This is a genomic window from Kitasatospora sp. MAP12-44 (genome assembly GCF_029892095.1).
Lineage (GTDB): Bacteria > Actinomycetota > Actinomycetes > Streptomycetales > Streptomycetaceae > Kitasatospora.
In genome coordinates this window covers 7,806,863-7,819,027 of sequence record NZ_JARZAE010000004.1, presented here as the reverse complement: position 1 = coordinate 7,819,027, position 12,165 = coordinate 7,806,863, and the positions used below count along the sequence as shown (strand labels likewise).

The following is a 12,165-nucleotide window of genomic DNA, read 5'->3' as shown; positions in this document are numbered from 1 at the left end:
CCGGTCCCGCTGAAGCAACGTCAGCCGTGCGTCACGCACTTGGCAGCACTGTTGGACCACAGGCCCTGCAGGTCGAAGCTGCCGGTGCTGAGCGGGACGAAGGCGTCCATGTTCTCGCACTCGTCGCCGATCTCGCCGCCGCCGCCGTTCCAACCGATGCTGGGCCAGGTGTCGGTCACGGTCTCAGCGTACTCGTGGGTCTCGGTGGACTCGATGCCGGAGAGGGCCCGGCCGTCGGTCAGGGTGGTGCAGCCGTCGACGCCGGTGTCCGGGACGTAGGGCAGGTTGGTGTAGGCGAGGTTGCCGTACGACGAGGCGGTGTAGTCGTGCCAGGCGCAGAACCCGCTGCTGGGGAACCCGTCCGGGTGGGTGCCGGTGGCGGAGAGGATGACGTACTGGGAGTTCAGGTTGGCGGCCTGGGTGGTGTTGCCGAAGTGCTTGGCGGCCTTGACCGCCTCGGCGGCCAGCTGGGCGGCGGTGGCACTGGAGGGTGCGGCGGCGGCGTTGTCGAACCAGGTGCCGACCAGCGGGGTGGTGGTCGGGTGGACGATGTGGGTCCCCTTGGTGCCGCAGGTGCTGGTGCCCTTGGCGACGCCCTCGCAGTACTGCGACAGGATCGTGCCCCAGGTGTCCTGGCTGCCGTAGAGGCCCTTGAACATGGCCTGCATGTCGGGGGCGACACCGGCCGGGTCGTTGGACCACTGCGAGCCGTAGAACACCAGGTAGACCTTCGGCGTGGGCGAGACCACGCCCTGGGTGGCGCTGGAGCCGACCTTCAGGGTGTTGCTCGACGTCGCCATGGGCTGGATGCCCTGGTGGATCGGCTTGACTCCGTGGTGGCCGGTGACGGCGGCGGCCGGGCCGGCGTTGGCGAAGGAGGTCGCGCCGAGCGCGGCGAGGCCGACCACGGCCAAGGCCCGGGCGGTGAACGAGAAGGGGCGAATACGCATGGTGGGGGTTCTCCCGTGTCGAGGGGGGTGCACGGCGTTCGCGGTAGCTCCACGCACCCAACCAGTCCGCCCCGGGAGGCGTCTATACGCGGGACATGACAAGGTGCCAGTTTTTACGGATTCGTCATCAGGTTTCGGCAGCATTTCCCGCGCGAGGCGCACATACCGGGAAAAAGGCGCGACTGGGACACGTGCGCCGGCGCCGCAGCGGCGGCAGTGCCGCCAGGCCTTTGGCCGAGGCCCGCCGACACTGCCGCCGCGACAGGTCGACCACGAAATTCAGAGGAAACTCAGAAGTTGACCTCTTCGGGCACCGATTTCGCGGAAACCATTGAGAAGTTTCTCAAAGCTATGGATACTTGGCAGCCAGTCCGGCACCATGCCAGGATTGCCCCACCGCAGCGGCGTTTGTGCGCCGATGACGGCCTATCGGGTAGGTGCGGGCATGCGCACTGTCCCGATCAGCAGTGGCCCGGGCTTTAGACAGATCGCCCACTCCGCGACACTCGCCAATTCTCGGCGGGGCGTCACTCGGGAGCACGGTCTTTCCCTGGACGACTGTCGACTGTTCCCGCCGGGTGAACCCGTGGGGTCGGGGGCGCGAGGGGGTCTCGCACACCCGGCGGGGGCTGCCGACCCACTGCTCCTCTCCGCACCTCCCGCCCGTCCGACTCGGTGAGACGCCGTCCGCGCCGCCGAGCCCACACCGGGGCAAACCCTCCCAGTAGCGGCACCCTCCTGCCCGGTCACCGGGGATTCGATGCGCGAGACGCACGATCCCCGACGGAACCGACACCCCCGCCAGGACGTCGGAAAAATACGCGACAGTCCGTCAAATAACCCTTTGCCCACGTCCCCCCAATCTATTCAGTTCTATTCAGTTAATAACTACGCGCGTTGACGGCGACTTCCGCACGAGGCAGCTGACCTGGGGAGACCCACTTCCTATGAGTTTCCTGACTCTCACCTGTTGACCGCCGTTCACCAACTCTGCTTTGCTTCATCCCGGCAGGCGGCGGACCACCCCCACATGATGACGATTCATCAGCTCCACGGTCTGCACCGGCGTCGGTTCCACCCTCATGTGCGAGGGGCGGAGAGCAATTCGGCGGAATGCATTTCCGGCTTTCCGTTTCTCTCCGTTGTGCGGTCTTCCGGCGCAAATGTGCGCATTGCCGTCTGCCCTGTCCACGCAACGAACCACCCGTCGCCCACCGGCGTCCGGGTGGTCGGCACGAGAAGAGGCACCCTCGATCATGGGTAGTTCCCCCACCAGCCGCCACGCGGGACGTACGGCGCTCACCGGCGTCGCCTCGCTCGCGCTCGCCATCGGCGGCCTCGCCGCCGCCGTCCCCGCCCAGGCCAGCACGGCTTCGGCCTCCGCGGCGGCCTCGCAGAGCGCCAACCCCTTCTCCCCCACGTACCAGCACGCCTACCGGCACGGTGCGGTACCGACCCTCCAGCAGACCGCCAAGATGAAGGGGTGGGCGACCACCCACGCGGCGACCGCGGCGGCGACCGGCCCCGAGACGCTGTCCTACGGCGGCGGTGTCGACGGTATCGGCGTCCAGAGCGGCCACTCCAAGGTCTACCTGGTGTTCTACGGCTCCCAGTGGGGCACGCAGGGCTCGGACGCCAGCGGCAACGCGACCTTCAGCGGTGACCCGAGCGGTGTCGCGCCCGTCACCCAGCAGATGTTCAAGGGCATCGGCACCAACAACGAGCTGTGGTCGGCCGACCTGACCCAGTGGTGCGACGGCCCGAACGTGGCCACCGGCGCGACCAGCTGCCCCTCGAACGCCAACTTCATCCCGTACCAGGCCGGTGGCGTGCTCTCCGGCATCTGGTACGACAACTCGGCCGCCTCGCCGAGCGCCGCGACCGGCAACCAGCTGGCCCAGGAAGGCATCAAGGCCGCCGGCCACTTCGGCAACACCACGGCCGCCGCCAACCGTGACGCCTACTACGTCGTCATGTCGCCCCACGGCACCGACCCGGACGGCTACCAGGACCCCAACACCGGGTACTGCGCGTGGCACGACTGGAACGGTGACACCACGCTGACCGGCGGCGCGGCCGCCTCGAGCTACGGCGACATCGCGTTCAGCAACCAGCCGTACAACACCGACCAGGGTGCGGGCTGCGGCGTCGGCTTCGTCAACTCGCCCGGTACGACCGACGGTTACACCATGACGCTCGGCCACGAGTGGCACGAGATGATGTCGGACCAGAACCCGGCCGGCGGCTGGACCAACCACACCGGTGACGCCACCTACAACGGCCAGGAGAACTCCGACGAGTGCGCCTGGCTCAAGCCTGGCACCACGGGCGGCGCGGCCAACATCGCGTTCGGCACCGGCACCTTCGCCGAGCAGGCCAGCTGGTCCAACGACACCAACGCCTGCTCCATCTCGCACCCGATCGTGGGCGGCGGCTCGACCGGCGGCAACACGGTCACCGTGACCGCCCCGGGCAACCAGTCCGGCACCGTCGGCACCGCGGTCTCGCTGCAGGTCAGCGGCTCTGACAGCGCCTCCGGCCAGAGCCTGACCTACTCGGCCACCGGCCTGCCGGCCGGCCTGTCGATCAGCTCCACCGGCCTGATCACCGGCACCCCGACCGCTGCCGGCACCTCGACCGTCACGGTCACCGCCAAGGACAGCACCGGCGCCACCGGCAGCACCACCTTCACCTTCACCGTCGCCGCCGGCTCCACCGGCTGCACCGCGGCCCAGCTGATCGGCAACGGCGGCTTCGAGACCGGCTCCGCCGCTCCGTGGACCGCGACCGCCGGTGTCATCAACAGCGACACCGTCTCCGAGCCCGCCCACTCCGGCAGCTACGACGCCTGGCTGGACGGCTACGGCAGCGCCCACACCGACACCCTGTCGCAGGCCGTCACCATCCCGGCCGGCTGCAAGGCCAGCTTCAGCTACTGGCTGCACATCGACACCGCCAAGACCGGCAGCACCGCGGCCGACAAGCTCACCGTCACGGCCAACGGCACCACGCTGCAGACCTTCTCCAACGTGAACGCCAACACCGGCTACGCCCAGGAGACCGTCAACCTCTCGGCCTACGCCGGCCAGACGGTCACCCTGAAGTTCACCGGCGTCGAGAACTCCTCCTCGGCGCAGACCAGCTTCGTCATCGACGACGCCGCGGTGAACGTCTCCTGACGCACCGCACCTGAGAACACCTGAGAGCACCGGGGTGGGCCACCAGGCCCGCCCCGGTGCTCTCGTTTCCGGGGGGATCCGATTCGCACTCTCGCGCGTCCGATCCGTGTCGGCCGCGACGCGGTCACTCGGGGGAGAAGATGGAGACCATCATGACCATGAAAAGAACTGCCGCAGCGAGCTTCGCCCTGCTGGCTCTGGCCGGATGCGGCTCGACCGCCACGGTCACGGCCGGATCCCCGTCCACGGCACCGAGCCCCGCCGTGGTGGCACTGGACGAGCACGCCAACCACACCACCGTCGACGTCGCCGTCGGCGCGACGATCCGGATCGACCTGCACAGCACCTACTGGTCCGGCGTCACCAGCTCCGCGACACAGCTGGTCCAGCCGATCTACACCCCCTCCTCCTCGCTCTCCCCGTCCTGTCGCCCGGGCGGCGGCTGCGGGACGGTCAGCAGCAGCTTCGTGGCCCGCACGGCCGGTTCGGCCCAGCTGACCTCGCAGCGGAGCAGCTGCGGGGAGGCCATGCCCTGCGCCCCCGACCAGCGCACGTTCACCGTCACGATCAAGGTCGGCTAGGGCCGTCCGTCGTCCGTCCGGCGCGTCGTCCAGGGGGATAGCCCCCGCGGGGGTCGGGGGCGGTCCGGATGGGTTGTCAGAACCGTTTGGCCGAGGCTGAGGGGACGGAAATCGACGGCCGCCGGAGGCGGCCCGGGCCTGGGGGACGGTCGGCATGCGCGGATGGGGAACAGAGAAGCGGCTCGGCGGGCGGGGCGGATCGCCGGCCGCTGCGGCTGCCGCGGCGGCCGTGAGAATCGGCGCCGGCCGGCTCGGGTTGCTCCCGCTGCTGCTGCTGCTGTGCCTCGCGCTGGCCCTGCTGCCCGCAGGACGCGCGGCGGCGGCCGCTCCCGCCGGTGTGCCCGCCGGTGTGGTGGCCACCGAGGTCTCCTTCGCGGGGGTCGGCGGCATCGCGTTGCACGGAACAGTGGTGGCGCCGGCCGCGCGGGGAGCGGCCGGCGTCCACCCGGGGCTGGTGATGCTGCCGGGGGCGGGGCCCGGCGGGCGGGCGGAGCTGCGGACGGCCGCGGAGGCGTACGCGCGCCACGGGGTGGTCACCCTCATCTACGACAAGCGGACGGCAGGCTACTCGACGATCCACCGGGACTACTCGCTGCTCGCCGGCGACGCGCTCGCCGCCCTCCACCTGCTCCAGCAGCGCCCGGACGTCGACCGCGGACGGGTCGGACTCTGGGGGCTCTCCGAGGGAGCATGGCCTGCCTCGCTCGCCGCCGGCCGCTCCGCCGACGTGGCGTTCCTGATCACCGCCGGCGCGGTCGGACTCACTCCCGCCCAGCAACAGGCCTGGGCCTACGGCGAGTTCCTCCGTCACCACCAGGTGTCCGGCTCCCTGCTGAGCACCCTGCAGAACACCTCCACCCGGCAGCTGGTCGGGGCGGGGCTGTTCCCGGAGGCCGACTACGACCCGCTGCCCGCCTGGGAGCAGGTCCACCAGCCGGTGCTGGCCCTCTGGGGGGACCTGGACCGCGAGGCCGCCCCTGCGGAGAGCTCGCAGCTCATCCGGCAGGCACTGGACCGGGGTGGCAACACGCACTACACGATCCACTTCGTGCCGGGAGTCCGCCACAACCTCAACCTGACCGCCGACGGCGGCTTCGACCGGCCCTCCACCCTGCCGGCCGACTACGCCGACTACGAGAGCTCCTGGATCCGGCGGCTGGGCAACGGCGGCGTCCTGCCGCCGGCCAGCGTCGACCCGGCTCCGCCGCAGGACCGGCAGAGTCAGGCGCTCGCCCCGCTGCGCGGATACGAGTCGCCCTGGCTGCAACTCGCGGCGCTGCTGCTGTTCGCCGCCGGCTTCGCCGGATACCCGCTGGTCGGCGCGGTGCGGATGCTGCGCGGTGGCCGGCGCCCCGCGCCGCTGGGCCGCCCGGCCCGCTGGCTCGCCGGAGCCGGGTTGGCGGCCACCGTGGGAACGCTCGGTTACCTGCTCTTCTCCGTGCTGACGGCCGCCAACCTGATCGGACCGGTGCTCCTGGGCCGACCGCTGCCCTGGCTCGCCGCCCAGTGCCTGGCGGTAGTCACGGTGGTGGCCGCCGGCTGCACCGCGATCGCCTGGCGGCGCTCCCGCCCTGTGCTGTCCTGGTCGGAGCGGACCCGGCTCGGCCTACTGCTGGCAGCCGGCGCGGTGTTCGTCCCGTGGGCCCTCTACTGGGGCCTGCTGCTGCCCTGACGGTGATGTCGTAAATCCTGTCAGTGGCGGGCTGTTGAATCAGTGTCGTGACCGTCCACGACCTCATCGCCGTCCTGCCCGCACCCGCCGTACTCCTGGAGCGCTGCCGGGCCTTCGCCGTGCTCGACGCCGTACTCGACCCGCACGCTCCGACCCACACCTTCGAGCCCGCCTGGCGTGACGGGGTGGCGCTGGCCACGATGGAGAACGGCTCGGGAGACCAGTACGCTCTCGCGTTCGACCCGGCCGGGGTGTTCCTCTACGGCTTCGACCACGAGTGCGACGCCACTCCGTGGCGCGAGCAGCCCCGCGCCCACTGGCCGGGGCTGCTCGACGGGCTTCCGGCCTCGCTCGCGCGCTACGCCGGCGAACCGGCATTCCAGTTCGACGACTTCTTCGACGCGACCGTCTGCGCCTGGCGCGAGACCGGGGACACCGCGTGGCGATGCGGTGCCGTGGTCTTCGAGGACGGGGACTCGGACGGCGCGGAGTGGCTGTTCGACCTGCTGGCCGACGGCGGCGCCGAGGCGTACGCGGAGTACGCCTCGGCGTACTTCGGCCGTCCGATCGACCGCCCTGCGGTGGCGTCGGTGCTCGCCGGCCTCCCACTCGCCCCGCAGACCGTCGCCGCTCTCGACCCGTCGGCGGACTTCGCGGCGGTCGCCGCCGTGGCGACCGCCATCGGCTTCCCGGTCCGCACGACGACTGCGGCGCCCTGACCACTGGTCCGCCCGGGCTCACCGCTCAGTGCTCAGTGCTCAGTGCCGATGGTGGTTGTCGGGCTGGGCCGGGTCACCGGGGTGCTCCAAACCCGGTACCAGGGTGAGGCGTTCGGCGCGGGCGCGGTCGAGCCAGCGGACGAAGGCGATCCGCTGGGCACAGCCGCGCAGATGCTCGGCCGGGTCGGCGGAGTCGGAGACAGGGACCGGGGCGGAGTCGGGGACGGGGTCGGGGTGCGGGTCGAGCAGGGTCGCCGTCCACGCCCCGACGGTGACGCTCTCGCCCGGGGGCGCGCTGCGCAGTGCGGCCGCCAGGTCGGCCGGGAGGGTGGCCGGGTCTGCCTCGAAGTCCCCGTCGGGCGTGCTGAGTTGCCAGCGGGTCGAGGGCTGCCGGCGAGTGGCGGCGAGCGCCGCGAGGTAGGCGGTGGTCTCCGCCGTGGTGGGCCCGACCTCGGCGGTCACCGCGGCGAAGACGGCCCGGACGGCCGCGCTGCCCTCGTAGGCGGCCGCGGCGATCGAGCCCAGCTCGACCGCCGCCCGCTGGTCCAGGCGCACGGGCGGGGTGGCGGCGCAGTCCAGGCCGCGCGCGGTGGCCTCGGCGCGGCAGAGCTCCTCGGTCAGCAGCACCTGGGCGACCCAGCGGGTCAGTTGGCGGTCCTCGGCGCTGCCGGGCGCGGGCAGCGCCGAGGCGCGCGGGCCCTGGCGCAGGGTGAGCAGCCGGCGGTCGAGCTCGGCCCGCGGCAGCGGACGCCCGTCAAGCAGGCCGAGCACGCCTGGCGGTGCGCTCACGCCGTGCTGCGCGCTCATGGCGCGACCACCAACTCGACGGTGGGCGCGTACTGGCAGCGGCCGAACCACATGACCTTGGTGACCGCCCACGAGACGCCCGGATCGGCGTCCGGCGGCGGCGCGATCGCGAAGGCCACCGTCTGCCGCTCCCCCGGCGCCAGCGCGAAGCCGCGCACCGGCTCGCCGACCACCTGCCAGCTGCCCCACGGGGAGACCGTCTGCAGCTCGCCGCGGATCTCGCCGCGCGTCCGGTTGATCAGCACGACCACCAGCTCGGCCCGCCCACCGGGCGCCACCCGCACGGACGTGTCCGCGACCTCGACCGTCAGGCCGGTGTCGCGCCCGGTCGCCGCCTTGCTGCCCTGGGCCTGGCTCCAGCCGTCCGGGAGTGCGCCGCCGACCGGCAGCAGCTCGGGCAGGTCGCCGACCGCGACGGTCGCCACGTCCTCGACCTGCTGCCCCGCGTACTCGGTGCGCACGGCGACGAAGTAGAGGCCCGGCTGCGCGTCGGCGGCCGGGGTCACGGTGACCGGGAAGCGGACGTGTCCACCGGCCGCCAGCCGGTAGGGACGGCGCCGGGGCCCGACCTGCCAGCCCTCGGGCGCGATCACCTCGGCGGTGCCCTCCACCGCGGCGTCGCGCAGGTGCGAGGCGAGCACGGCGGACAGCTCCAGAGGCTCGCCGCTCCGGGCGGTCAGCAAGCCCGGGCTGACGCCGACCGAGACCGGCAGATAGCCCAGCGGTGCGGGACCTCGGTTGTGCAACCAGTAGCGGGCGTAGACGGGTTGGGCGATCTCGCGGACCGGACCGAGCGGCCTGCCGCCGGTCATGGCCTCGAACGGCGTGGCGAGCAGCGTGGCGACCTGGGCACCCGTCAGCGTGAGCTCCCGGTCGCCGGCCTCGGCCGCCTCCACAGCCGGCACCTGCGGCTGTTCGAGCAGATCGGCCCAGCGCAGCAGGCCGAGCCGCAGCGCGCCGCCCAGCCGGGCGGTGCCCCCCAGACCGGTCGACTCCACCAGCCGCAGCGTCACCCCGCCCGCCGGGTCGACGAACTCCGCCGAACCGGCGGCCATCGGGTTGCCGGTCGGCTTGAGGGCTCCCAGCCGCACCGCGCGCGCCGGCTCGACCCGCAGCCAGGAGTGGGTGGCCGGCAGCGGCCCGTCGCCGGCCGGGAGCAGCCGGGTGAGCAGCGCGTGGTTGAACTCCTGGCCCTGCGAGGGCAGCGCCAGGGCTCGCCAGTCTCCCTCCCCGGAGACCAGCGCATAGCTGAACTCATGTGTCCAGTGCTGGAGTTGGAAGGAGGAGCCATCCGGGGCGGTGCGCCGCGGCGGGTCGATCCAGACGCCCGAGGGCCAGCCGGTGCAGGAGCGCAGCAGCGAGAGGTGCAGGGCGCCGGTGGGATCGACGGCGAAGCCGGGCAGCCCGTAGCTGAGCAGCGCGGCGGTGTGGTCGACCAGCCGTTCGGAGCTGGGGAGTTCACCGGCGCAGACGGCCTCGATCCGGGCGTCGTCGAGGTCCGCCACCAGCGCGGCAGGGTCGGTGACCAGCAGGGCGGGCAGCGCGCGCAGGTCGCGCAGGTCCGCGTTCGGCTGCCAGACCTCGGTCAGTGGCTTCTCGGCCGGCACCCAGACCCGGCCGCGAGCGGCCAGCAGGTCCGCCGGGCCGGCGCCGACCCGCTCCAGCAACTCCCGTGCTGCGGCGTTGGTTTCGGGGCCGCCCAGGATGATCCGGAAGTCCGGCAGGTTGGAGTCGACGTCGAGCCAGCCGTAGCGGGACCGGTCGGCGCTCGCGGTGGTCGCCGTGACGCCGACCGCGGCGAGCGCCACCACCAGGTCGCGGGCGTCGGCGGCGGCAGCGGGGTCGGGGACGACCACCTCGGCGACGCCGAGCGCGCGATCGCCGAGCGGAGCGCCGTCCGGGGCGGTGAGCGCGACGCGGGCGGTGGCGCTGAGGCCGAACCAGGTGTTGGCGGGGTTGTCGAGGGTCCAGGGAGCCTCGGCCACATCCACGTCGGGCAGCCCGAAGCCGCGGCCGACGACCGCGTCGGCGACCTCGCTGACCGGCAGCGTGCCCGGCAGGTCGAGCGGGAAGCGCAGGCGCAGCAGCCGGTCGGCGCAGGCGTGGTCCAGCACCCGGGTCCGGCAGTCGACGCGGTCGACGCCGTGCCACAGCGTTACGGTCTGCTCGTAGCGGAGGCCGTCGACGGTGCCGGTGACGAGCAGCCGCTCGCCCAGCGGTCCCACCTCACGCCGCACCGCAGCCGCGCTCTCCCGCGCGCCCACCACCGGGCCCTTGGGCAGCAGGTGCCAGGGGCCCTCGCCGAAGTCGGGGTGCTGCGGGTACTCCTCGTACATCCGCAGCTCGTTGCCGACCTGGCCGGACCGGATCAACTCCCGCTCGTGGAGCTTGTCGTGGACGCTGCTCAGGCCACCGCCGCGCTCGGGGTCGGCGGTGACCCGGTAGCGCCGGTTCTCGATCGTCAGGCCATCGCCGGTCTGCCACAGCGCATCTGACAGTCCGTCAACCACCCGCCAGGTGCGCCAGCCCAGGGCCGGTACGTCCTCGGCGTGGAAGTGCAGCGTGCCGCGGTCGACCGCACAGGCCACCGGCACACCGGTGTCGTCCAGCACCCGGACCTGCGCCAGGTCCGCCGGAAGGCGGACCGAGACGGTGCCGGAGCGGTCGAAGGAGAGCGTGTTGGTGACCACGACGGCCTGCCCCTCCCCCGTGGTGTCGATCCGGCCGACCAGCGCGTCCAGCGCGGTGTCACGCACCCGGGCGGCGAGGTCGTGGGCCTCGCGCCACCCGCCGAGCAGGTCGAGGTAGACCTGGTCGGACTCCGAGCCGGTGACGGCGTCGTGGTGGGCGCCAAAGGCGAGATGGCGCCAGGCCTTGTCCAGGGCGGCCTGCGGATAGCTGCCGAGGCCCTGCAGAGCGGCGATGGTGGCAAGCTTCTCGGCATCCAACACGGCGACCTCGCCGGCCCGTTGGGCCTGCTTGGTGTCGATGTAGGAGACGTCCTTGCCGGTGTAGACCGGGTTCATGTCGCGGGTCTGCGGGCACGGTCGGCGCCCGGTGGCGGCGAGTTCGGCCCGGACCGCGCTCAGGAAGTCGCGCGGGATCGCGCAGACGAAGCGCGGCCAGCGGTACTTGGCGGCCCAGGAGCGGTGGATCTCGGTGACCCACTTGTTCGGCGGCGTGTAGTCGGTCCCCACCGGCAGCAGCAGGTTCCTGGTCGCGCCGACCGGCTTGAGCTTGCGGTACAGCGCGTAGACGGCCTCCTCGGCGGTGGCGAGATCGGCGGAGGAGTCCATCCACCAGCCGGCCGAGTAGTGGTTGGGCATGTAGTGGGTGAGCACGCCGCGACCCGAGGGCGCGATCCACTCGAACTCGCTGGGGAACTGCATCACGGTGGCGTCGTCCTTGGCCACCTGGAAGTTCTTCTGGATCGGGCCCCACTGGTGGAACGGCCCGCGCGCCCAGGCGCTGCCGGTCAGCCCGGCGTCGGCCGCGTAGCCGGGGAACTGCGGGTCGTGGCCGAACACATCCAGCTGCCAGGCGGTCTGCGGGTCACCGCCGAGGATGTCGCGCTGGTAGCCGATGCCGTGCACCAGGTTGCGGATGGTCGTCTCGGCGCCGGTCAGGTTGGTGTTCGGCTCGTTGTAGGTGCCGCCGACCAGCTCGACCTGGCCACGCTCCAGCAGTCGGCGCAGGTCGGCGCGGCGCTCGGGGTGCTGGTCGAAGTACGGCTTGAGGTAGTCGACTTCGGCGAGCACGAACTTGTAGACCGGGTCGCGCAGGGCCAGCTCGAGATGCGCCTCCACCAGGGCGAAGCCGTTGCGCTCCCAGAGCGGCCGGGTGGTGGCGTCGCCGCAGAGCAGCTCCCAGGGCGAGGTGTAGGCGGCCTGGGTGTTCCACCAGACCGGGTCGTAGTGGAAGTGCGAGACCAGGTACATGGTCCAGCCCGGCTCGGCGACGGTCACGACGGCCTCGGCGCGGGCCCCGCCCGCAGTGACGGTGACCGGGATCTCGGTGCCCGGTGCGGCGGCGTCCGGCAGTTCGAGCGGGACTTCGACCGTACCCGTGCCGGTCGCCTCACCGCGCACGCCCGTTCCGTGCACGGTGACCGGGGTGGGCGGGCCTTCGATGACCACCCGCAGCACCTGGCGCGGTGCGTGCTCGGTGCCGACGAACAGGTCGGTGCAGTCGACAGCGGTGATGGTGACCGGCACGGGTCGTTCCTCTCTGACGGACGGCGGACGACGGAGGACGGAC

The 12,165-nt window shown here is 72.3% G+C and carries 7 protein-coding genes; 4 read left to right on the top strand and 3 right to left on the bottom strand.

Annotation, left to right across the window (positions count from 1 at the left end; all coding sequences use genetic code 11):
* Positions 1-20 precede the first annotated feature (20 nt).
* Positions 21-950, bottom strand: a complete 930-nt coding sequence (locus P3T34_RS35630; RefSeq protein WP_280670350.1) for a hypothetical protein — start codon at positions 948-950, stop codon at positions 21-23.
* A gap of 1,256 nt (positions 951-2,206) precedes the next feature.
* Here P3T34_RS35630 and P3T34_RS35625 point away from each other — a divergent pair.
* The 4 genes from P3T34_RS35625 (at position 2,207) to P3T34_RS35610 (ending at position 7,101) form a co-directional block, all read left to right on the top strand.
* Complete coding sequence (locus P3T34_RS35625; protein ID WP_280670348.1) at positions 2,207-4,129, top strand: putative Ig domain-containing protein; 1,923 nt, start codon at positions 2,207-2,209, stop codon at positions 4,127-4,129.
* 152 nt (positions 4,130-4,281) lie between these two features.
* On the top strand, positions 4,282-4,710 hold the full coding sequence (locus P3T34_RS35620; protein WP_280670346.1) for a hypothetical protein: 429 nt from the start codon (positions 4,282-4,284) through the stop codon (positions 4,708-4,710).
* A 229-nt stretch (positions 4,711-4,939) separates the two neighbouring features.
* Entirely contained in the window at positions 4,940-6,382 is a 1,443-nt protein-coding gene (locus tag P3T34_RS35615; RefSeq protein ID WP_280670344.1) for a prolyl oligopeptidase family serine peptidase, read from the top strand.
* A gap of 47 nt (positions 6,383-6,429) precedes the next feature.
* Positions 6,430-7,101, top strand: coding sequence for a hypothetical protein (locus tag P3T34_RS35610; RefSeq protein ID WP_280670342.1), 672 nt, complete (start codon positions 6,430-6,432; stop codon positions 7,099-7,101).
* Positions 7,102-7,140: 39 nt separating this feature from the next.
* Here the strand turns inward: P3T34_RS35610 and P3T34_RS35605 are convergent, their stop codons facing one another.
* Together P3T34_RS35605 and P3T34_RS35600 are read right to left on the bottom strand one after the other, a co-directional pair.
* Entirely contained in the window at positions 7,141-7,908 is a 768-nt protein-coding gene (locus P3T34_RS35605; RefSeq protein ID WP_280670340.1) for a hypothetical protein, read from the bottom strand.
* Positions 7,905-12,122 (bottom strand): glycoside hydrolase family 38 C-terminal domain-containing protein, encoded by a 4,218-nt coding sequence (locus tag P3T34_RS35600; protein WP_280670338.1) that lies wholly within the window; start codon positions 12,120-12,122, stop codon positions 7,905-7,907. Before P3T34_RS35600 ends, P3T34_RS35605 begins: the two co-directional genes overlap by 4 nt.
* Positions 12,123-12,165 lie beyond the last annotated feature (43 nt).

Excerpts from the sequence above, each read along its gene's own strand:
- P3T34_RS35630 (WP_280670350.1), bottom strand. The coding sequence starts at position 950 with ATGCGTATTCGCCCCTTCTCGTTCACCGCCCGGGCCTTGGCCGTGGTC.
- P3T34_RS35625 (WP_280670348.1), top strand. The coding sequence starts at position 2,207 with ATGGGTAGTTCCCCCACCAGCCGCCACGCGGGACGTACGGCGCTCACC.
- P3T34_RS35620 (WP_280670346.1), top strand. The coding sequence starts at position 4,282 with ATGACCATGAAAAGAACTGCCGCAGCGAGCTTCGCCCTGCTGGCTCTG.
- P3T34_RS35605 (WP_280670340.1), bottom strand. The coding sequence starts at position 7,908 with ATGAGCGCGCAGCACGGCGTGAGCGCACCGCCAGGCGTGCTCGGCCTG.